The organism is Salegentibacter agarivorans, from assembly GCF_900113135.1.
Lineage (GTDB): Bacteria > Bacteroidota > Bacteroidia > Flavobacteriales > Flavobacteriaceae > Salegentibacter > Salegentibacter agarivorans.
The window spans coordinates 107912-130672 of record NZ_FOOH01000002.1; the positions used below are offsets into that span (position 1 = coordinate 107912).

The window sequence follows — 22761 nt, forward strand, 5'->3', positions numbered from 1 at the left end:
TTTTTCTATAGTTAACATTAATCAATATGAAATTTCCACAAGAACATACGCTGCAACAAATTGCCACTATTATTGATGCTCAATACATTGGGGATGCCAATTTTCCGGTTTTGGGTATGAATGAAATTCACGTGGTAACACCCGGCGATATTGTTTTTGTAGATCATCCAAAATATTACGATAAAGCTTTAAATTCGGCAGCGACCGTAATTTTAATCAATAAAAAAGTCGATTGTCCTGAAGGTAAAGCTTTGCTTATTTCAGAAGATCCTTTTTCAGATTTTAATAAGCTTACCCAATATTTTAAACCTTTTCAGAAATCTGAAAAATCTATTTCAGATTCGGCTCAAATAGGGGAGGGTACGCATATTCAACCAAATACTTTTATTGGGAATAATGTGAAAATAGGTAGTAATTGCTTAATTCATTCCAACGTAAGTATATATGATAATGCGGTTATCGGGAATAACGTGATTATACATTCCGGTACTGTTTTGGGTGGTGATGCTTTCTATTACAAAACCCGGCCAGAAGGTTTTGATAAATTAAGATCTGGCGGACGTGTGGTTATAGAAGATGATGTAGAAATTGGCGCAAATTGCACTATAGATAAAGGAGTTACGGGAGATACTACGATTAAAGAAGGAACCAAACTGGATAATTTAATCCAGGTTGGTCACGATACCGTTATTGGTAGAAAATGCCTTATCGCCAGCCAGGTAGGCATAGCCGGTGCTGTAACTATTGAAGACGAAGTTACTGTTTGGGGCCAGGTTGGGATGCGCAGCGGGATAACCGTAGAAAAAGGCGGAATTCTTATGGGCCAGGCCGGCATCACGAAATCTACAAAGGCTAATAAAATTTATACAGGAAACCCGGCAATGGAATCCCGGGCCAAATTAAAAGAGTTGGCGCTCTTAAGGCAATTACCTAAATTGCTGGAAAAATTAAAGTAAAAGACTATGGGCTTAAAAAGTAAAGAGATTGTTGAGAATTTTTATACCTCCTTATTTAAGGATGAAAAAGGAACATTAGACAATTATTTGCATCCCAATGTAAATCTCACCTGGTATGGTACTACCGGACTTAAAAAGCTGAATTTTGATGAGATTCTTTCCATTAGAAATGATATGTCTAAAAACTACGAATCGCTTAAAGCTGAAGTTGAAAAGACAGTAGAAGAAGATCATCAAATCGCTATTCAGTTTACTTATCACGTAAAAACCATAGAAAATCCCGATGAAGAAATGCCGCTTGCGCATTTTATGGCCATTTGGGAATTAAAAGACAATAAACTTTTTAAAGGGGTACAAATCTCGCAACTTGGAGAAGAGATAGATGAAAGTCCCTGGTCTTAAATTTTAAAGATTCGCATTAATTCAAGATTTTGAGTTAAAACTTTAATTCAATTTTAAGAGTACAAGCCCAATAAACCACCAAAAAACTTTAGGTTTTATATTTAAAAACCTACTTTTGTAATCGCAAAAATCAAAAAATTTATGAGCGTTTTAGTCAATAAAAATTCAAAAATAATAGTGCAGGGATTTACCGGTAGCGAAGGTACTTTTCACGCTGAACAAATGATAGAATACGGAACCAATGTTGTTGGAGGTGTAACTCCCGGTAAAGGAGGTCAAAAACACCTTAATAAACCGGTTTTTAATACAGTATCTGAGGCTGTTGAAAAAACAGAGGCAGATGTTTCAATAATCTTTGTACCACCGGCTTTTGCTGCAGATGCAATTATGGAAGCTGCAGATGCAGGTATTAAAGTAATTATTACAATTACAGAAGGTATTCCTGTTGCCGATATGGTAAAAGCATACGATTATATTCAGGATAAAGATTGCCGTTTGGTAGGTCCTAACTGTCCGGGTGTAATTACTCCGGGAGAAGCAAAAGTTGGGATTATGCCAGGTTTTGTTTTCAAAAAAGGAAAAGTAGGAATTGTATCTAAATCGGGTACTTTAACTTACGAAGCAGCAGATCAGGTTGTAAAACAAGGTCTTGGAATTACCACTGCAATTGGTATTGGTGGAGATCCAATTATTGGAACCACTACTAAAGAAGCCGTAGAATTATTGATGAACGACGAAGAAACCGAATGCATCGTAATGATTGGTGAAATTGGAGGTCAATTAGAAGCAGATGCGGCTAAGTGGATTAAAGAAAATGGAAACAGAAAACCGGTTGTAGGTTTTATCGCCGGAGAAACTGCACCAGCAGGCCGTACAATGGGGCACGCAGGAGCAATTGTAGGCGGCAGCGAAGATACCGCCCAAGCCAAAAAAGCTATTCTAAAAGAAAATGGAATTCACGTTGTTGATTCTCCAGCTGAAATTGGAAAAAAAGTAGCCGAAGTTATGAAAGGATAATATCTGGCTTAAAACTATATTAAAATCCTCCTTATTTGGCATAATGGCTAAATACAGGAGGATTTTTTATTTCTTGCCTTCAGCTTTTGCTATATTTGAAACTATTAAATAAACACCAATCTTTTTATAAATATGAAATTATTAGAAGGAAAAAATGCCATAATAACCGGTGGTAGTCGCGGAATAGGGAAAGGTATTGCAGAAGTGTTTGCACAACACGGGGCAAATGTAGCTTTTACCTATAACTCTTCGGCCGAATCTGCAAATGCACTAGCCGATGAATTAAGTAAACTTGGAGTAAAAGCTAAAGCTTACCAGTCTAATGCGGCAAGTTTTAAGGAAGCAGAGCAATTGGTAAAGGATGTAGCTGCCGATTTTGGAGATATAGATATTGTGGTTAATAATGCCGGAATCACCAAAGACAACTTGCTAATGCGAATGAGCGAAGAAGATTTTGATAAGGTGATTGAAGTTAATCTGAAATCTATCTTTAATATGACCAAAGCTGTACAGCGCACTATGCTGAAGCAACGCAAAGGAAGTATTATTAATATGAGTTCGGTAGTTGGAGTTACCGGAAACGCCGGCCAGGCAAATTACGCAGCCTCAAAAGCCGGGATTATTGGTTTTTCTAAATCTATGGCACAGGAACTTGGTTCCAGGAATATTAGAACCAACGTGATTGCTCCAGGATTCATAGAAACCGAAATGACAGAAAAGCTTGATGAAAAAGTTGTGGATGGATGGAGACAGGCTATCCCGTTAAAACGAGGTGGAGCTCCAGAAGATATTGCAAACGCCTGTGTCTTTCTTGGCAGCGACCTTAGTTCTTATATTACCGGCCAGGTACTTCACGTAGACGGCGGAATGCACACCTAGTCAGATAAAAGTGAATAGTTATTAGTTAAAAGATTTACCATTAACTTTTAACTCTATTTCCCATAAATGAATATAAGCAACATCATACTCATAGCCCTGGCCATAATTACTGCGCTGGGGTTTGCTTTTTTTCAGTATCTCTTTAAGAATAAAAATAAAAGAAGGGAAATTTACATTCTTTTTGCTCTACGATTTTTCTCAGTCTTTATACTTCTTTTGCTACTTATTAATCCTAAAATTTCTTCAACAACTTACGAACTCGAAAAACCGAATTTAATTTTGGCTGTAGATGATTCTGAATCTATCGCGCATTTAGAGCAGGAAGATACAGTGCGGGATATTTTAGAAGACTTAAAGTCGAATAAAGCGCTTCAGGAGCGTTTTGAGTTGGTGCAATATAACTTTGAGAATGAACTGATAAACTCTAACACACCCGAATTTAAAGCTTCCCAAACCAATATTTACGCTGCGCTGGAATCATTAAAAGAATTATTTCGAAAAAAAGCTACGGCCGTAATTCTTATTTCTGACGGTAATCAAAGCACGGGTAGGGATTTTCGTTACTTTAAACCCGGAAATAACCAGGAAATTTATCCCTTAGTGGTAGGTGATACCACGCAATATTCAGATTTAGAATTAGCTCAACTTAATGTAAATACCTACGCTTTTTTAGATAATCGCTTTCCCGTTGAAGCTTTTATTTCCTATTCTGGCGAAGAACAAATAAATTCAGAATTCGTAATTAAATCTGAGGAGAATATAATTTTTTCAGAAAAAATTTCTCTTAATTCAGATAACAATTCGGCTGTAATTCGTACTGAGCTTCCGGCTTCAAAGCTTGGTGTTCTTTCTTATAAAGCCGAAATTATTCCGTTAGAAAATGAAAAAAACAAAGCAAATAATTCTAAAAAGTTTGCCGTTGAAGTCATTGACGAACGCAGTAAAATTCTGTTAATAAGTGCTGCGCCACATCCCGATATAGGAACTTTTAAAAAGTCTATTGAAACCAATAAACAACGACAACTTGATATAAAATATCTTCAGGATAATTTATCAAATTTAGAAGATTATCAGCTAGTTATATTGTACCAGCCAACTTCAGGTTTTGCCACTATCTTTGAAGATTTAAAAGAGAATAATCAAAATTACCTACTGGTTACTGGAACTCAAACCGATTGGAATTTTATTAATAGAATTCAGGATTTTGTGGCAAAAGATTTTACTAATCAGTCACAGGAAATTTTTGCTGTAAAAAATTCCAATTTTATTCAATTTCAGTTTGAAGAAACCGGGTTTTCAGAATTTCCTCCGTTGGAAGATAAGTTTGGAAATATCAATATTCAAAATAATAGTTTTGAAAGCATTTATTTTCAGAAAATTGAAAATGTAGAAACTTCACAGCCTTTAATCGCTATTGCCGGAAAAGGCCAAAATAAAAATGCCTTTATTTTTGGAGAAAATCTCTGGAGATGGCGTTCTAATACCTTTTTAGAGCATAAATCTTTTGAAAAATTTGATAATTTTATTGGTAAGCTGGTTCAGAATATTGCTTCAACACAACAACGAGAACGATTAACAGTAGATTATAATTCATTTTATTACGAAAATGAAGCTGTAAAAATAACCGCTAATTTCTTCGATCAAAATTATCAGTTTGATCCTAACGCGAACCTGGTGATTTCCGCAGAAAATGCTGTAGAGAATCTAGAGTCTCAATTAGTTCTAAGAAACAACGGTTATGAAGTAGATTTAGGCAATTTACCTGCCGGAAATTATGATTTTACTATTACCGAAACAACATCTCAAATATCCCGTTCAGGTAGCTTTGAAGTAATTGCCTACAATATTGAGCAGCAGTTTATTTCAGCTAATAAAAATGCGATGGAGGCGCTTGCAGAAAATTCTGGAACCAGGGTTTATTACAAAGATGAACTTCAGGAAATAAGCAATGCACTTTTAAGCAACGATAAATACAAACCTGTTCAGAAAAGCCGTCAAAAAATTGTACCTTTGGTAGACTGGTATTACCTTCTATTTCTGCTTGTTTTGATACTCACCGCAGAATGGTTTTTCAGAAAATACAAAGGATTAATTTAAATACAATTATATAGATGGAAAGATTACCTAAACTCGGAATTCCTATTATTATAGGAATCGTACTTTTAATAATATTTGTTGCAAAATCTACTGTTACCATAGGTTCTGGTGAAGCCGGTGTGCTTTATAAAACTTTTGGTGGCGGTGTAGTTACAGATGAGCCACCGTTAAATGAAGGTTTTCACCTGGTAGCTCCCTGGAACAGGGTTTTTGTTTATGAAGTAAGACAACAGTCGCTGGAAGAACAAATGCAAGTGCTAAGTTCTAACGGACTTCAAATTGATATTGATGCTTCTACCTGGTTTCAACCTTCTTATGCAAACCTGGGAAGCCTACACAGGGAAAAAGGTGAAGAATATATTAGGCGTTTACTTCAACCCGCAGTAAGATCAGCTGCAAGATCTGTTGTAGGAAGATATAACCCAGAGCAACTTTATGCCAGTAAGAGAGAAGCTATTCAGAAAGAGATCTTAGAAGAAACTCAAATTTTGCTACAGGACCAATATGTACAGGTAAACGAGGTTTTGGTACGTGATGTATCCCTTCCGCCAAATATTAAAGATGCGATTGAGCGTAAATTACGCCAGGAGCAGGAATCTTTAGAATATGAATTTCGCTTGACCAAAGCTGAACAAGAAGCCGAACGTCAACGAATTGATGCTGAAGGTAAAGCTCGTGCTAACGAAATCTTAAACGCCTCTTTAACACCCAATATTCTAAAGGAAAAAGGAATTCAGGCAACATTAGAACTTGCGAAATCGGGTAACTCTAAAACCGTTATTATAGGTTCAGGTGAAGATGGTATGCCTTTAATTTTAGGTGGTTCAAATTAAACTATTAAAGATGAGATCTATTTTATTAAATATCGCAAGGCTTTCTATTTTTATAGGAAGCCTTGCTCTTTCTGCACAAACCAGTTCTTTAAATAATTCGGGAACACTTGAAACAGCTGCTCCCGAAGAAGTTGGAATGTCTTCAGAAAGGATACAGAAGATTGAAGCAATGCTAAAATCGGCAATTGAAGATAACCAAATTCCCGGAGCGGTAGCTTTAATAGCTCGCGACGGCAAAATTGTTTTTCACGAAGCATTTGGAGATGCAAATGCTTCAGGTAAAGAGCTTGAAAAGGACGCTATTTTTAGGTTGGCTTCTCAAACAAAAGCGATTACTGCAACTGCCGTGATGATGCTTTGGGAAGAAGGGAAGTTCCGTTTAGACGATCCTATTTCAAAGTATATCCCTGAATTTAAAGATCCCAAAATTCTAAAGAATTTTAATGAAGTTGATAGTAGTTTTACTTCTACGCCAGCTGAGAATGAAATAACTATTCGGCATTTGCTAACACATACTTCCGGACTTGGTTATGGAGCAATAGACAGTGACGAGCGTATTAAAAAGATTTATGCAAAGGCTGGAATTACCGAATTGTTCACTGAAGAAGAAGTAAGGATTGGAGAAAATGTAAAAAAATTGGCTGTTTTACCTTTACATCACGAACCCGGTGAAAAATTCACTTATAGTTTAGGTTTAGATGTACTGGGTTATTTTATAGAAGTAATTTCAGGACAGGGTTTTGATGAATTTCTGAAAGAAAGAATTTTCGATCCTCTGCAAATGGATGACACCAGGTTCTATCAACCTTCATCGAAAAAAGATCGGTTAGTGACTGTACAGCATAAAAAAGATGGAAAATGGGAAAACTTTCCGAATACATTTTATAATACCAATTATCCGCTAACAGAAGATGGGACATTTTTTTCAGGAGGAGCCGGGCTATCGGGTACCGCAGAAGATTATGCTAAATTCCTTCAAATGTATCTAAATGGAGGTGAATATAATGGTACTCGCTTATTAAGTCGAAAAACGGTAGATATCATAATGGGAAATCAAACAGGAGAAAAATTTAATTTTCCAAATCAGTACTATGGTATTGCCTTTGGCGTAGTTAGCAAAAAAGGAGAAATTGCAGGAGGGCAGGGTAGTGCCGGTACTTTTGATTGGGGTGGTTATTTCAATACCCAGTATTTCGCCGATCCCGAAGAGCAAATAATTGGTGTTTTGTTGAAGCAAACTCAAGGAAATACCGGTGATGAAACCGGCTGGAAATTCCGGCAAATGATTTTTAGTGCCATAGATGATTAGTATATAGAATCAATTGAATTTTACTGCAAATGCAAACTTCAACAGATTTTCAGAAAATTATCTCAAGTATTATTCCGAAATAGTAAAATGAGTAATTTAGATCTAACAGGCCTCGGAGCATTTAAATATAGATTATCGAGTAAAACAATTCATAAAAAAACAAGAAAGCTGTTTTGCAGTTTAAAATTTATATTTAGATTTGTAATCACAATGAAGAATTTTCAATTAGATCACCATCATATTTACTACTGCGCTCAGGCGAGGTAAATTTGGTGTGTTGTGATTTCAGCATATTTAAAACCCGTTTGAGCTATTCAAACGGGTTTTTTTATTTTATAAACACCAACCAAAAATTAAAAAGAAAAATTAAAAAAATGAGCCAGGAAAAATTAAGAATAGCTATTCAAAAATCAGGGAGATTAAACGAAGATTCCCTTAAAATTTTAAAGGATGCAGGCATTTCTATAGATAATGGAAAAGAACAACTCAAAGCTTCGTCTCGTAACTTTCCTTTGGAAGTAATGTATCTTAGAAACGGTGATATTCCTCAATATTTAAGAGATGGTGTTGTAGATGCAGCAATTATTGGGGAGAATGTTTTAATTGAAAAGGGTAAAGATATTATCCAGGGCGAAAAACTTGGCTTTTCAAAATGTCGTGTTTCTCTCGCTGTACCAAAATCTATGAAATATGCCGGAATAGAAGACCTTGATGGTAAAAAAATAGCCACTTCTTATCCTAATACCGTAAACGAATTTCTGGAGAAAAAAGGAATTACAGCCGAATTGCATATTATTAATGGTTCAGTAGAAATAGCTCCAAATATTGGGCTTGCAGATGGTATTTGTGATATTGTTTCCAGTGGAAGCACGCTTTTCAAAAACGGACTAAAAGAAGTAGAAGTAATGCTGAAGAGTGAAGCTGTGCTCGCTATTTCACCTAAAATTTCGGAAGTTCGTCAACAGATTTTAGAGAAATTACAATTCAGGTTGAAATCGGTTTTAAATGCGCGTACTTCTAAATATATTCTTTTAAATGCTCCAAATGAGAATTTAGAGAACATAATCAAATTACTACCTGGAATGCGCAGCCCAACTGTTTTACCACTTGCTGAAGAAGGTTGGAGTTCTATACATACCGTAATTAATGAAGAGCGTTTCTGGGAAGTTATAGATGAATTAAAACAAAATGGTGCCGAAGGTATTTTAGTAGCGCCAATCGAAAAAATGGTACTTTAAAATGAAAAAGTTTTTTAATCCTACTAAAGCCGAATGGCCTGAAATTTTAAAAAGACCCACCCAAACCGTAGAAGATATTGAAGAAACGGTAAATCAGGTTTTTGCTGAAGTTAAAACCAAAGGGGACGCGGCAGTTTCAAAATATACCGAACTTTTTGATGGCATAAACCTAACAAATACTCAGGTTACCGAAAAAGAAGTAAGTGCTGCTGCAAATGAGGTTTCCGAGGAATTGAAAGAAGCCATTAAATTGGCTAAAAATAACATCGAAAGATTTCACACCGCCCAGAAAACCGATAGGATTGAAATTGAAACTACCAAAGGCGTAAAATGTTGGCAGGAAAAGAGGGCGATTCAAAAAGTTGGGTTGTATATTCCTGGCGGCAGCGCTCCTTTATTTTCTACTATTTTAATGTTAGCCGCACCCGCAAATATTGCTGGTTGTAAGGAAATTGTGCTTTGTACTCCGCCAGATAAGAACGGAAATGTGCATCCAGCCATTTTATACACCGCCGAACTGTGTGGCGTTACCAAAATATATAAAGTTGGGGGAATCCAGGCGATTGCGGCTATGACCTTTGGGACAGAAAGTATTCCTAAAGTTTACAAGATCTTTGGTCCCGGAAATCAATTTGTTACCGTGGCTAAACAACTGGCAACCCGCCATAATGTAGCGATAGATATGCCTGCCGGGCCATCAGAATTATTAGTTTTTGCAGATGATTCTTCCAATGCTGCTTTTGTGGCTTCAGATCTTCTAAGCCAGGCAGAGCACGGTGCAGATAGCCAGGTGATTTTGGTTTCTACTTCTAAAGATCTAATTGAAAAGGTGGAGAAAGAGGTAGAAAGTCAGTTAGAGGTTTTACCCAGGAAAAGTATTGCTGAAAAGGCTATAGCTCATTCGAGACTAATTTACATTGAAAAGAAAGAAGACGCGCTGGAGTTAATCGACGAATATGGGCCAGAGCACTTTATTATTTGTGCCGATGATGAGGCCTTTTTTGCTGCAGGAATTCAGAATGCAGGTTCGGTTTTTATAGGAAACTATACCCCAGAAAGTGCGGGCGATTATGCTTCAGGAACAAACCATACTTTGCCAACAAATGGCTACGCCAAGCAATATAGCGGTGTAAATCTTGATAGTTTTATGAAGAGTATGACTTTTCAAAAAATAACAGAAGAAGGAATTAAGGAAATTGGGCCTGCCATAGAATTAATGGCTGAAGCCGAAGGTTTGGAAGCGCATAAAAATGCGGTGACATTACGATTAAAGGAATTGAAATAATTGTTCAAGTGACTTTTGGACCTCATTGCGAGGCACGAAGCAATCTTTAAATTGTGGTAACTAAATGTTGAGATTGCTTCACTTTGTTCGCAATGACGATTTAATCCAATTTAATATTATAAATGAAAAAATTCAATATACATAACCTGGTAAGGCCAAACGTGGCCGGTTTAAAACCTTATTCTTCCGCAAGGGACGAATACCAGTCTACGGGCTCAGAAATGGTTTTTCTGGATGCTAATGAAAATCCGTTTCAAACCGATGTAAACCGTTATCCAGATCCGCAACAACGCAACCTAAAGGCTGAATTGGCAAAAATCAAAAATGTTTCGACAGAGCATATTTTATTGGGAAATGGGAGCGATGAAGTGCTGGATCTATTGTTTAGGGCATTTTGTGAGCCTGGAACTGATAATGTGATTACTTTGCCGCCAACTTATGGGATGTATAAAGTACTGGGCAATATCAATAATATTGAGAATAGGGAAGTTTTGCTGAGTTCAGATTTTGAACCAAATGTTGAAGAAATCCTGAATTCGGTAGACCAAAACACAAAAATGATCTTTTTGTGTTCGCCGAATAATCCCACCGGAAACTCATTTTCCGAACAAAAGATCATTCATATTCTTGAGAATTTTAAGGGATTAGTAATTATCGATGAAGCTTATATTGATTTTTCGACTGAAGAAAGCTGGCTAAATAAATTGGAAAAATACCCAAATTTGGTGATCACCCAAACGCTTTCAAAAGCATATGGAATGGCGGGAATTAGATTGGGAATTTGCTATGCTTCCGAAGAAATTATTCAGATTTTAAATAAGATAAAACCACCTTATAATGTAAACGAATTAACTCAGCTAAGAGCTTTAGAGCGTGTACTGAATAAGGAAAAAGTGGATTCGGAAATATCTGATTTACTGAAGGAAAGAGCTCTTTTAAGTAAAGCATTAGTTCAAGTGAATTTTATTGAAAAAATATATCCTTCAGATGCTAATTTTATATTGGTAAAAGTAGATGACGCCAATAAACGTTATGACCAACTATTAGAAAAAGGCATAGTAATCAGAAACCGAACCACACAACCGCTTTGTGAAAATACCTTACGGTTTACGGTGGGGACTGGAGAGGAGAATTATAAATTACTTGAGGCATTGAAACATATAGATTAAACGTAAGCGTCATCCTGAACTGGTTTCAGGATCTAAGTTGTTAGCATAAAAACATATTATAAGCTGAAACAAGTTCAGCTTGAATTGGTGGTTAGACCATCGAAGAAAAAATAGATTATGAAAAAAGTATTATTTATAGATCGTGATGGGACTTTAATTCACGAACCGGAAGATTACCAGGTAGACCGTATTGAAAAGCTGGAGTTTTATCCGGAGGCTTTGTATTATTTAAAGAAAATTGCCGCAGAACTTGATTTCGAATTGGTAATGGTGACTAATCAGGATGGCCTGGGAACAGATGCTTATCCTGAAGAAGACTTTTGGCCTATTCAAAATTTTATTCTTCAAACCTTTAAAAATGAAGGAGTGGAATTTACAGAGGTTTTGATGGACCGTACTTTTGCAAAAGATAATTCTCCCACCCGGAAACCTAACACCGGCCTTTTAGAGGAGAAGTATCTAAATAACGAAGAAAACTACGATCTAAAGAATTCTTTTATGGTCGGTGACCGACTTACAGATATTGAATTTGCATATAATTTTGGTGGGAAAGGTATATTTATAGATACCCACGAAGACCTTGCATCTGATGAGGTTAAAAATGATCAGGATAAGGTTAAAGAAACTATTGTTTTAAAAACCGATAGTTGGAAAGAAATATATGAATTTTTAAAGCTGAACGATAGAACGGCTGAAATTTCAAGGAAAACCAAAGAAACCGATATCTTTATTCAACTAAATTTAGATGGTACCGGAAAATCTGATATTAGTACCGGCATTGCATTTTTTGATCATATGTTAGATCAGATAGCACGCCACGGCCAAATGGATCTTACGGTTCAGGTAAAGGGCGATTTAGAGGTTGATGAGCACCACACCATAGAAGATACGGCAATTGCTCTTGGAGAGGTTTTCAGTAAAGCTTTGGGTAATAAACTTGGAATAGAAAGATACGGTTTTTGCCTGCCTATGGACGATTGCCTGGCACAAGTAGCTATAGATTTTGGAGGTAGAAACTGGATAGTTTGGGAAACCGAATTTAAACGAGAAATGGTTGGAAAAATGCCTACAGAAATGTTCTATCATTTCTTTAAATCATTTACCGATGGTGCTAAGGCCAACCTCAATGTAAAAGCTGAAGGGCAAAACGAGCATCATAAAATTGAAGCGATATTTAAGGCCTTTGCCAAAGCAATTAAAGTAGCGGTAAAACGCGATGCTGAAAAAATGATACTTCCATCAACTAAAGGAATGCTTTAAAAGATTTTAGATATGAGTATTGAGTAATTAGATATTTTAAGGAAACTCAAAACTCAATGCTTAATACTCAATAATAGAATATGAAGATTGTAATAATAGATTACGGAGCCGGTAATATTCAAAGTATCAAATTTGCCATAAAACGACTTGGATATGAGGCTATTTTAAGTAGTGATGCCGAAGAAATAAAGTCAGCAGATAAAGTAATTTTCCCCGGTGTGGGCGAGGCCAGCAGTGCAATGAAAATGCTAAAGTCTACCGGTTTAGATAAAGTGATTCCTACTTTGAAACAGCCGGTTTTAGGGATTTGCCTGGGAATGCAGTTAATGTGTACTTATTGCGAGGAAGGAGATACAGACGGACTTGGAATTTTTCATGCTGATGTGGTGAAATTCGATAACCAATTAAAAGTTCCGCAAATTGGGTGGAATAAAATTTATGATTTAAGGTCCGAGTTGTTTACCGGAATTTCAGAAGGAGAATTCGTGTATTTGGTACATAGTTTTTATGTAAAGGAATGCGCAGAAACCATAGCTTCAACCGAGTATGGAGTGGAATACACTTCGGCTATTCAAAAAGATAATTTCTATGGTGTACAATTTCACCCAGAGAAAAGCAGTGATGCGGGTGAGAAAATTCTTGAGAATTTTTTGAAAGTCACCCAATCCAACACGGTAAAGTAGATTTAAAGACGACGTCATTGCGATGGAGGCACGACTGAAGCAATCTGTTCAACCAGAAAATTTCTAGCAAAAGATTATCACGCTCCTTTGTCGCTCGTAATGACATAGAGAAGCAAAATTGATAATAAAACAAAACATTAGTGCATTCGTGGCAAAACAATAAGTAAAAACAAAAATGAGAATAATTCCAGCTATAGATATTATTGAAGGTAAATGTGTTCGCCTTTCTAAAGGTGATTATAACACCAAGAAAATTTATAATGAAAATCCGCTAGAAGTAGCTAAAAATTTTGAAGCACATGGAATTCAATATTTGCATTTGGTAGATTTGGATGGTGCCAAATCAAAAAATATCGTAAACCATAAAGTTCTGGAAGAGATCGTTTCAAAAACCAGCTTAAAAGTTGATTTTGGCGGCGGATTAAAAACCGATAAAGATTTACAAATTGCTTTTGAATGCGGTGCGCATCAAATTACCGGTGGAAGTATTGCTGTTAAAGATCCAGATATTTTTAAATCCTGGATTCAGAAATTTGGTTCAGATAAAATAATCCTGGGAGCTGATGCCAACAATGAAAAAATTGCAGTTAGTGGGTGGCAGGAAGAATCTAATAAAGAACTAATCCCTTTTATTCAGGAATACCAGGAAGAGGGAATAAACTATGTAATTTGCACCGATATCTCTAAAGATGGAATGTTAGAAGGTCCTTCCTTTGAACTGTATCGCAGAATTCTGGAAGAGACTTCATCAGAAGATAAAAAACTAAAACTTATCGCTTCGGGTGGAATTTCTACCTTTAGCGAGTTACCGGAACTGGCTGAACTTGGATGCGAAGGCACTATAATAGGAAAAGCGATTTACGAAGGCCGTATTCAGATGAAAGAATTAGAGAAATTTATAATAGCCCCCTAGCCTCCAAAAGGGAAATCAAAAAGTATTTATTTAATACAAAACTTTTAAAATGCTTACAAAACGAATTATACCCTGCCTGGATATTAAAGACGGAAGAACCGTTAAGGGCGTAAATTTTATAGATTTACGCGATGCCGGTGATCCTGTAGAATTGGCTGAGATCTATGCAAAATCTGGTGCAGATGAATTGGTTTTCCTTGATATCTCGGCTACTGAAGAGAAGCGAAAAACCCTGGCCAATTTGGTTAGACGGGTTGCCGAAAAAGTAAACATTCCGTTTACCGTTGGCGGTGGAATTTCATCAGTAGAAGATGTAGATATTTTGCTTAAAAATGGCGCCGATAAAGTTTCTATAAATTCTTCTGCGGTTAAAAATCCTGATTTGATTAATGAACTTGCAGCTAAATTCGGGAGTCAGTGTATAACTGTGGCGATAGATGCCAAGCAGGTAAACGGCGAATGGTTGGTACATTTGGTTGGTGGAAAAGTGCCTACCGATATCAATTTATTTCAATGGGCGAAAGAAGTTGAAGAACGTGGTGCCGGAGAAATTTTATTTACTTCTATGAATAATGATGGAACTAAAGAAGGCTTTGCTAATGAAGCCCTGGCAGTTTTATCTTCAGAATTAAATATTCCGATCATCGCCTCAGGTGGTGCCGGAAATATGCAGCATTTTTGCGATACTTTTATTGAAGGAAAAGCTGATGCAGCACTTGCAGCCAGTGTTTTTCACTTTAAAGAAATTGAAATTAAAGATTTAAAAGAGGAACTTCGTAGAAATGGAGTGGAAGTTAGGCTTTAAATAATAGCATGAAAAAAGAGAAGAGAAGATAGAATAGAGAAACAAGCTTGATTGGTGGTATATTTCGTCAAGCTGAACTTGTTTCAGCTTCTAACCCGTTTGAAATAATCCTGAAGTTTTGGGTTAGCATGAGGGTTTCAAAGCTTATAAAACTGTTTCTATTAATACAAATATACATCCTAAAATAAATTAGGATGACGTATAAAAATATAATGATGAATATAGATTTTAATAAAAATAACGACGGACTTATTCCTGCGATAATTCAGGATGCTTCGACCAAAAATGTGTTGATGCTAGGATATATGAACGAGGAAGCATTTTTGAAAACCAATGAAACCAAGAAAGTCACTTTTTTCAGCAGGACTAAAAATCGTTTATGGACCAAAGGCGAAGAAAGCGGTAATTACCTTCATTTAGTCAATATTAAAAATGATTGCGATAATGATACCTTGCTAATTTCGGTTAAACCTGAAGGTCCAACCTGCCATAAAGGAACAGATACTTGCTGGGCAGAGGATAATGAGCCTAATTTCGGTTTTCTTTCTCATTTGGAAGGAATTATCGCTAAACGAAAAAGGATGAGCGAGGTGGAGCCTGAGTTACGAGAAGATAAAAATTCTTATGTGGTTTCACTTTTTGAGGCGGGAATGAATAAAATTGCCCAAAAAGTAGGTGAGGAAGCTGTAGAAACGGTTATTGAAGCCAAAGATGATAATGAAGAGTTATTCTTAAACGAAAGCGCCGATTTACTTTTTCATTACTTGATTCTGCTAAGAGCAAAAGGTTATTCCCTAAAAGATATCGCTGAAGTTTTGGAAAACAGACATTAAAAAAGAGACTTAGCCAATATGTTTTGAAGGAACTGTTATTAGTTTGCTAAATGCAGCGTTATTTCTTTGCATCATTTATTTCTAACCAGTTTCCGTCAGGGTCGGTGATATAAATTTGTTTTACTCCGTCAACACGATTGGTAACCGTTTGTTTTTCTCCAAGCCAGTTTTCATAAGGTATTTTATTTTTTTCCAAAACCTTAATAAAATCAGGAACAGATGGAACAGACAGGGAAAGATGGCTGTTTTTATCGGGTTCAATAATGGTAGATGCTCCTTTAATTAAATGCAGTTGAACATTTGACCCCAAAGTAAACCAGGTATGTTTACCATCCTTAAAAGGTTCGGGTATTTTTTCTAACCCAATGATGTTTTCATAGAAATTGGTGCTTTTTTCAAGATCAACTACATAAACTGCGATATGATCGATAGTGATTTTAGAATTAAGATCCTGAGCTTTTGTAGAAAGCGTAATAAATATGAAGAATAAGGAAATTAAAATCAATGATTTTTTCATATAGTTTTGTTGTTTAATGAAACCAATATTTAGCTGTAGTAATAATATTAATCTTTGACGGTTAGCTCAATTTTAAATTCTCTAAACAAATATATAAGTAAGATGTAATGGAAGCCGAAAATAGGACTTCCATTACATAATAGTTTCCATTTTAATACTCTAAATACTTTCTGCAGCAAAATTTGCAACTGCGTGATCGTTTTCTACAGAACTTCCAGAAACTCCTACTGCTCCAATAATTTCACCGCTTTTGTTTTTTAAAGGCACGCCACCAGGAAACGTTATAAGTCCGTTGTTGGAATGCTCAATATTGAAAAGTGCTTCACCGGGTTGTGACAATTTTCCAATTTCGCCAGTATTCATATCAAAAAACCTGGCAGTCTTAGCCTTTTTAATGGCAATATCTACCGAGCCCAGCCAGGCGCCGTCCATCCTGGCAAAAGCGGTTAGGTTTGCGCCAGAGTCTACTACCGCAATATCCATTTTCACATCTAATTCTTTCGATTTCTTTTCGGCGGCAGCAATTACTTTTTGTGCTTGTGCTAAAGTGATATTCATAGTTTAAGGTTTTTAATTTGTCCTAAATTATATAATCAAAAACGGAATATATTGATTTTAAGAGGAATATAACGAATATTTAATCTTTGTTCCTCACGTAAATTAATTTGAATTTACTGCTTTGGTTGGTTCGGGATTCAATTTCAAATTTATCTATAGAATGAATCATAGGGGTAAGTTTCTGAAAGCCATAGTTACGCGAATCAAAATTAGGTTGTTTTTTCTGAAGTAAACTTCCTACATCTCCAAGAAACGCCCAACCGTCTTCATCGGCAACATCTGAAATTGTTTGAGAAATAAGCCTTACCACTTTTGGAGTAATTTTATCTACGTTTTTCTTTTTGGAAGTTTTTCCGCCTTTTTCGCTTTCTTGCTCATTATCCTTATCAGAACTCTTTAAAATTTCAATATAAATAAAGCGGTCGCAAGCTACAATAAATGGTTCCGGGGTTTTCTTTTCTCCAATTCCAATTACATTTTTTCCTGCTTCACGCAGTCTTGTAGCTAATCTTGTGAAATCACTATCGCTGGAAACCAGGCAAAAACCATCTACTTTATCTGAATACAAAATATCCATGGCGTCTATGATCATTGCAGAATCTGTCGCGTTTTTCCCCTGGGTGTAACCATATTGCTGAATAGGATTTATTGCGTTTTCCAACAAAACATTTTTCCATTTTACCAAATGGGGTTTTGTCCAGTCACCGTAAATCCTTTTAATAGTGGGATTACCGTACTTGGCAATCTCTTCCATCATTTCTTTTATATATGCTGATGGTATATTATCACCATCAATTAGTACCGCTAGGTTGGTTTCCATAGAATCTATTATTTAAAGTATACTACTCCGGAGCAAGCTCACGAAGCATTATTATTGGAAAATATAATTTGATCTCGAGTTAAGTTTGGGAGCATTTAATCTCGATTATCGAGTAAAGATACTTTTTTTGCATAAAAAAGACGGCTGTACGCCGTCTTTTCCTTATTCGATAACTTAATAGTTTTACTCGGTAATAAAGATATAAAACCTATAAAAGGTAATTACTAATTAAAACGATAAAGTGCATTCATTTTTGAATTTTTATCTGGCATTTGGGCGTCAGGAATTAGAAAAACATTTCCTCCCTGTCTTAAAACTTCTTTGGCAGCCCAGTTCATTAATGAATAGTTGTTACTCGTTTGCTCATTATTTATACTCACATTCATATTATCATTATTGTAAGTGCCCCAGATTTCATTTCTATTTTCCAGGAATAAAGTATCAACTTTTCCTTGTTGTATTGCCGGGAGAATATCGGTTACTGATGTACCGGTACTTTCGGTATTATTCAGTTCTTCAAATTTCTTCATTTTATCCTTTTTTGTTTTTTCAAGATATGGTTCTACAGTTTGCAGCGCTTTTTCATGCAATCCAAACATATCGGTATCAGATGGGTTACCGGGAACCACTTTATCAAACAAATGTTTATAAGTGTTTACATCCTTATAAATAGGGAAAAGGTAATCTTGAGTAGATACTACCAGTGGAACATTTTCGTTGTGTAGAATAGTATCCAGACCTTTATCTATAGCTCTAAAATACTTTAGAATTTCTTCTTTTCGTTCTTCTTCGCTACCACTGCCGTGCCCATGAAAAATGGTTTTTTCTCCACCGGCGCCCTGGCTTCTAAAATCTAAATGTTTTTGTTTATAATCAAAACCTACGCGTTCTTCCAAGCGGGAAGGTGTTAAATCGTCTACCTCTACCTGGCCTATGCTGTATTTGGTAGCTTCATATAAAACCACATCTTCTAATTGAAGTGCCAACAAATAGAAACGGGTATCTTCAGAAAACATGGGGACCAATGGTTTTATATAAAACTCATTTGAAATATAAGTATGCGTTTCAAAGTTTACCGGCAGGGTGTACTTTTCAAAAAATCCTTCAGCAGCAAAAATTGCGAGTCCGTCGCTTTGATGGCGCCAAAAAGATTTATCATTAAGAAGTTCTTCTATAGGTTTACCAATTTCCTGAATTTTCTCTTCAGAAATATCTTTCTTCTTAAGTTCATTACCAACTTCTTTCCAAAGAGATTTTAGGTGGGTTTTATTTTTTTCTTCCAGCACTTCTTTTCCTCCTCTTTGAGTAGGAATAAAAATAGAAATACAGGTTTTATTTTCTTGATTGCTTAATTTTTGCAAGTCTTTTTCATTTATCAAACTCATCTTACTAATTTTTTGGTTAACTATTTATTCAAGATAAGTTGATTTCGCTTTATTTCAATGGGGTTTAGCAGGGCTTTAACGCTAATCTTAAGAAGATGTCAAAGTTTAGATTTAATAGAAATCATCGGGTTCAACGTGAATAAGCACGTCAAAAATTTCGGGGAAGTGGGCCAGGAGTTCATTTTTTACATTGTGAGCAATATCGTGACCTTTTTTTACGCTAATTTCAGCATTTACGGTTATATGGAGATCTACGTGGTAGGTCATTCCGGTTTTTCTAACATAGCATTTTTCGGTATCTAAAACTCCTGGAACGCCGCCAGATATTTCTCTAATCTCAGCAATCATATCGTCATACATATGTTCGTCCATAACTTCGCCAAGTGCTGGGCGTAAAATAAGATAGGCATTGTATAAAATAAATCCGGAAGCAAAAAGCGCAGCCCAGTCATCTGCCGTTTCGTAACCTTTTCCCATAAAAAGTGCGATAGAAATTCCTATAAATGCCATTAATGAAGTAATGGCATCGCTACGATGGTGCCAGGCATCAGCTTTTAATGAGGTGCTGTTTGTTTCATTGCCTTTTTTAGAAACTTTTCTGTAAAAATATTCTTTAATAATTATAATTACTGCAAGAACAATAAGGGTATAAGGTTCGGGAACTTTGTGCGGGGTTCTAATATGTTCTATACTTTCGTAAGCGATAACTGTGGCTGAAACTACCAAAAACCCTACTACGGCAAATGTCATTAAAGGTTCTGCCTTTCCGTGGCCGTAAGGATGATTTTTATCTGGCGGGCGACTCGAATATTTAAGTCCTAATAATACTAAAAATGACGAAAAAACATCGGTGGTAGATTCAATGGCATCAGCGATTAAGGCGTAAGAATTTCCAAAAACCCCGGTAATAAATTTTGCAATAGCCAATAAAGCATTTCCTATAATGCTAAGCCAGGAGGCCTTTATTGCTTCATTGGTGTTTTGATCCATGTGTGGTGTGGTTCAGCCTGCAAATTTAATGGGAATAATATTATTCTCTGGATTTAAACCAGTGTTTCTCCAAAAATCGTCTAAACTACCACCAAACAACAAATAGCCGTTCAAATTTATTGTCCGGTTTTTTTACCCAAATCAATGGCGCTTTTTTTCTTTGGAATGAATTTTCAATTTGAGTTATTATTTCTGAATGATTAACCCAGTTTTCGCTGTGTTGCGGTAAAATTGGCCAGTCTTGCTTTTGTGGAGCGTAAAATTGTAACGTATGATATTCAGCTGAAAGAAATTCTTTAAAATGAAGCCATATTCCCGCAATACATTCATTATTTATTACCGGGAATTGTTTTTCCTCAAGATGCTTCGGCACAAATAAATTAGCTTTAAAACAGGTTTGCTGTAATATTTCTTTTGGTTTCACACCTAAAGAATTCAATACTTCTTCAGTTTCGGGTTTGTAAAGTAGGGGAAACTGTTTTTCTATTAATTTTTCGGTTTTTTGCAAAAAAGTATCCCGGCGGTTAGGGCCTATCCAGCGTTGCATTTCTGTTGAAAAAGCTGGATCGTAAACATAGAATTTATAAACCATTTCAATATGACATACCCGCCTATTTATTAAGTCTTCAACAAGAAAATCTAATTCGCCAAGGGTAATTTTATTGCGGCTAATTTGCATATTTTCAGCCAGCAAATTATAATCTGGATTTTGGTTAATTATCCATTTAAAAAATCGTTCTACCCGCTTTCCCATTACAAAATTTGATGAAAGCGAAGGTAAATCTTGGGTTATGGGCTGCTTTAATGGCTGTTCAATTTCAGGAAGTTTAAATTGATCTATTTGTTGAAATGAGTTTGTCCAAAGGGGAGGTGTTTTTAAAAATCCCTGAAATTGCTTTTCGGCGCGATTTTGCATTCTTTTTATTTAGAACTAAAGTAGTTTTGAAAGATAGATTAATCTTTATCTTCATCTGTGCTTAGCAGGTATCCAAAAGGTTTTAAAGATGGCACGTGATTAAAGATTACATTTAAAATTCCCAAAACCGGAATTGCCAATATCATTCCCATTACGCCCCAAATCATATTTCCTAAAATTATGGCGAGGATTACGAAAAAAGGATGAATATCAACTTTGTCACCTACAATAAAAGGTTCTAAAACATAACTTTCAATAAATTGTACTATAGTAAAAGTGAGAATTACGCCAATTAAAATGCTGGTTTCGCCCTGGGTTAGGTAACCAAATATTAAGGCAAGTCCCATCCCAATAATATTTCCTATAAACGGAATAAGGGTGAGAAAAGAAGCGATTACTGCAATTAAAATATAATTATTCACGCCCGAAATTCCCAGGCCAATGCTGTAGAGAATAGAAAGGATTATAATTAAGATTAACTTTCCTCTTAAATAAAATTGCGCCACCCGGGCAGTTTCATCAATAATTTGCTTTACTTCTTCTTTACGTTGATTGGAGAATAATTTTAGAATAAATATTTTGAAGCGTCTTCTATAATTTAGCAGGAAAAAAATATAAATAAAAGTGAGTAAATAATTACTAAAAAAGCTGGTTACAGAATTAAGAAAGTTAAAGGCCTTTTGACCTGAATTTCCGCCAGAAGTGAGCATACTTTTTATATCATTTTCTTTCTTGTATTCTTCTAAATCTTCGCTGCTTAACGCAGTATGCTCGTAAGCATAATTTTGTAGCTGTTCAATTTTGGGCGTCATGGTCTCCTTAATTTTATCCCAATCATCTACAAAATTTTTAATTTGAAAAGAGAGTAAAATAAAAACCCCAAAAGAAAACAGCAGTAATAAAATGGTACTTATAAGTGATGAAAAAAGGCGTTTTAGCTTTGCTTCCATAAGATTAGCCAATGGAATAAGTAACAGCGCGAGAATTATTGCGGTTACTAAGGGAGCTAGAAAGCCTTTTGCATCAACCAGGCCTGTGAAAAGAAAATAAGCGCCTAGTATTAAGGCAACAAGCGGATAAAGCAAGTTTTTTGGTGCCGAATTCATTTTTTAAAGTTGGTTTGAAACTTTGAAGGTAGAAAAAGTAATTTAATTTTTCTACTCTTCCTTTAAATGAAGCACATTTTAGCTATAAACCGGCACATTTTCCTGTTCTACAAGATTTTTTAGCGATTCCAGGTTTTCTTCCCAACCAGATTCACAATCAGAGTAAAATTGATCTGCTTCAGATTTATTTGGAAAACCTGAGTGTTCTAATTTTAGGACACAATATTTAGTTTCGCAGTGAATCCTGAATTTCACTTTAAATTTTGCCTTAAAAGGTAAATATTCATTATCGGCTAAATAGGTATAATCGCTTAAGGTAAGTTTTACGTGGGGTTTAAATTCTGAAATTTTTGCTGCCGCAATGTAATCAGCTTTGTCAGGATTTTCTCCCTAGCTTAAGGCAAAAACGCCATCTTCATCTGGTACTACAATGGCTTGAGAAGCACCCCACCATTCTTTAATTAAATTGGGAGTTATTAGCGCATTAAATACTTTACCTCCATTTTCGTTAATTCGAATTTCCTTCTTTATTTTTCGGGACATAGAATAGTTTTTTAATTAAACAGTGAAGCTTATAAGATTTTATCGCGGTTAACTGCTATAGGGCGAATATTAATAATCACCAGCTTCACCTTTGCTTATTTAATTAAATTTAAGAAAAATTAACAAGTTAAATTATAAAAATCGTAAATATTAATTCACAAAATTGGAGATTCTGTTTTTTAAACTATATGTAGAAAAAAAACATATTAGTTTGAATTTTTATGCAGAACCTGATCTTACTCATATC

23 protein-coding genes and 1 pseudogene are annotated in these 22761 nt (G+C 35.6%); 15 read left to right on the top strand and 9 right to left on the bottom strand.

The window, feature by feature from the left end:
• Positions 1 to 26: 26 nt before the first annotated feature.
• The 15 genes from BM084_RS02495 to hisIE all read left to right on the top strand — a co-directional run bounded on the left by BM084_RS02495 (position 27) and on the right by hisIE (position 15679).
• Entirely contained in the window at positions 27 to 956 is a 930-nt protein-coding gene (locus tag BM084_RS02495; RefSeq protein ID WP_075326769.1) for a UDP-3-O-(3-hydroxymyristoyl)glucosamine N-acyltransferase, read from the top strand.
• Between the two features lie 6 nt (positions 957 to 962).
• On the top strand, positions 963 to 1358 hold the full coding sequence (locus BM084_RS02500; RefSeq protein WP_075326770.1) for a nuclear transport factor 2-like protein: 396 nt from the start codon (positions 963 to 965) through the stop codon (positions 1356 to 1358).
• Positions 1359 to 1499: 141 nt separating this feature from the next.
• Positions 1500 to 2375, top strand: coding sequence for a succinate--CoA ligase subunit alpha (gene sucD / locus BM084_RS02505; RefSeq protein WP_075326771.1), 876 nt, complete (start codon positions 1500 to 1502; stop codon positions 2373 to 2375).
• Between the two features lie 132 nt (positions 2376 to 2507).
• On the top strand, positions 2508 to 3254 hold the full coding sequence (gene fabG, locus BM084_RS02510; protein WP_075326772.1) for a 3-oxoacyl-[acyl-carrier-protein] reductase: 747 nt from the start codon (positions 2508 to 2510) through the stop codon (positions 3252 to 3254).
• A 66-nt stretch (positions 3255 to 3320) separates the two neighbouring features.
• Entirely contained in the window at positions 3321 to 5351 is a 2031-nt protein-coding gene (locus BM084_RS02515; RefSeq protein ID WP_075326773.1) for a hypothetical protein, read from the top strand.
• A 14-nt stretch (positions 5352 to 5365) separates the two neighbouring features.
• A complete protein-coding gene (locus BM084_RS02520; protein WP_093302589.1) occupies positions 5366 to 6184 on the top strand; it encodes a prohibitin family protein in 819 nt (272 codons plus the stop codon).
• 10 nt (positions 6185 to 6194) lie between these two features.
• Positions 6195 to 7493, top strand: coding sequence for a serine hydrolase domain-containing protein (locus BM084_RS02525; protein ID WP_093302591.1), 1299 nt, complete (start codon positions 6195 to 6197; stop codon positions 7491 to 7493).
• 374 nt (positions 7494 to 7867) lie between these two features.
• Positions 7868 to 8731, top strand: a complete 864-nt coding sequence (gene hisG / locus BM084_RS02530) for an ATP phosphoribosyltransferase (RefSeq protein ID WP_093302749.1) — start codon at positions 7868 to 7870, stop codon at positions 8729 to 8731.
• 1 nt (position 8732) lies between these two features.
• Positions 8733 to 10016: a histidinol dehydrogenase gene (hisD, locus tag BM084_RS02535; protein WP_075326777.1), complete on the top strand. Its 1284-nt coding sequence runs from the start codon at positions 8733 to 8735 to the stop codon at positions 10014 to 10016.
• Positions 10017 to 10138: 122 nt separating this feature from the next.
• A complete protein-coding gene (gene hisC, locus BM084_RS02540) occupies positions 10139 to 11185 on the top strand; it encodes a histidinol-phosphate transaminase (protein WP_075326778.1) in 1047 nt (348 codons plus the stop codon).
• A 117-nt stretch (positions 11186 to 11302) separates the two neighbouring features.
• Positions 11303 to 12445: a bifunctional histidinol-phosphatase/imidazoleglycerol-phosphate dehydratase HisB gene (hisB, locus tag BM084_RS02545; protein ID WP_093302594.1), complete on the top strand. Its 1143-nt coding sequence runs from the start codon at positions 11303 to 11305 to the stop codon at positions 12443 to 12445.
• A gap of 80 nt (positions 12446 to 12525) precedes the next feature.
• Positions 12526 to 13128: an imidazole glycerol phosphate synthase subunit HisH gene (gene hisH, locus BM084_RS02550; RefSeq protein ID WP_075326780.1), complete on the top strand. Its 603-nt coding sequence runs from the start codon at positions 12526 to 12528 to the stop codon at positions 13126 to 13128.
• A gap of 175 nt (positions 13129 to 13303) precedes the next feature.
• A complete protein-coding gene (hisA, locus tag BM084_RS02555) occupies positions 13304 to 14041 on the top strand; it encodes a 1-(5-phosphoribosyl)-5-[(5-phosphoribosylamino)methylideneamino]imidazole-4-carboxamide isomerase (protein ID WP_075326781.1) in 738 nt (245 codons plus the stop codon).
• Between the two features lie 49 nt (positions 14042 to 14090).
• Positions 14091 to 14846, top strand: a complete 756-nt coding sequence (gene hisF / locus BM084_RS02560; protein ID WP_075326782.1) for an imidazole glycerol phosphate synthase subunit HisF — start codon at positions 14091 to 14093, stop codon at positions 14844 to 14846.
• 215 nt (positions 14847 to 15061) lie between these two features.
• Positions 15062 to 15679 (top strand): bifunctional phosphoribosyl-AMP cyclohydrolase/phosphoribosyl-ATP diphosphatase HisIE, encoded by a 618-nt coding sequence (gene hisIE, locus BM084_RS02565; RefSeq protein ID WP_093302597.1) that lies wholly within the window; start codon positions 15062 to 15064, stop codon positions 15677 to 15679.
• Positions 15680 to 15737: 58 nt separating this feature from the next.
• On the opposite strand, the gene BM084_RS02570 is transcribed toward hisIE, so the two are convergent.
• The 9 genes and pseudogenes from BM084_RS02570 to BM084_RS19080 form a co-directional block, all read right to left on the bottom strand.
• Positions 15738 to 16196 (bottom strand): VOC family protein, encoded by a 459-nt coding sequence (locus BM084_RS02570; protein ID WP_075326783.1) that lies wholly within the window; start codon positions 16194 to 16196, stop codon positions 15738 to 15740.
• 159 nt (positions 16197 to 16355) lie between these two features.
• Positions 16356 to 16754 carry a GlcG/HbpS family heme-binding protein gene (locus BM084_RS02575; protein WP_093302599.1) on the bottom strand — a complete coding sequence of 133 codons (399 nt, stop codon included), beginning with the start codon at positions 16752 to 16754 and terminating at the stop codon, positions 16356 to 16358.
• 79 nt (positions 16755 to 16833) lie between these two features.
• Positions 16834 to 17574, bottom strand: a complete 741-nt coding sequence (locus BM084_RS02580) for an NYN domain-containing protein (protein WP_075326785.1) — start codon at positions 17572 to 17574, stop codon at positions 16834 to 16836.
• Positions 17575 to 17798: 224 nt separating this feature from the next.
• Positions 17799 to 18959: a baeRF7 domain-containing protein gene (locus BM084_RS02585; protein ID WP_093302602.1), complete on the bottom strand. Its 1161-nt coding sequence runs from the start codon at positions 18957 to 18959 to the stop codon at positions 17799 to 17801.
• A 111-nt stretch (positions 18960 to 19070) separates the two neighbouring features.
• A complete protein-coding gene (locus tag BM084_RS02590; RefSeq protein WP_075326787.1) occupies positions 19071 to 19949 on the bottom strand; it encodes a cation diffusion facilitator family transporter in 879 nt (292 codons plus the stop codon).
• A gap of 85 nt (positions 19950 to 20034) precedes the next feature.
• Positions 20035 to 20865 carry a DUF1853 family protein gene (locus BM084_RS02595; protein ID WP_093302604.1) on the bottom strand — a complete coding sequence of 277 codons (831 nt, stop codon included), beginning with the start codon at positions 20863 to 20865 and terminating at the stop codon, positions 20035 to 20037.
• A gap of 38 nt (positions 20866 to 20903) precedes the next feature.
• Positions 20904 to 21971, bottom strand: coding sequence for an AI-2E family transporter (locus BM084_RS02600; protein ID WP_075326789.1), 1068 nt, complete (start codon positions 21969 to 21971; stop codon positions 20904 to 20906).
• Between the two features lie 78 nt (positions 21972 to 22049).
• Positions 22050 to 22340, bottom strand: a pseudogene (locus tag BM084_RS02605) (SRPBCC domain-containing protein); the annotation flags it as partial.
• 21 nt (positions 22341 to 22361) lie between these two features.
• Positions 22362 to 22514: a hypothetical protein gene (locus BM084_RS19080; protein WP_177195644.1), complete on the bottom strand. Its 153-nt coding sequence runs from the start codon at positions 22512 to 22514 to the stop codon at positions 22362 to 22364.
• Positions 22515 to 22761: the final 247 nt, after the last annotated feature.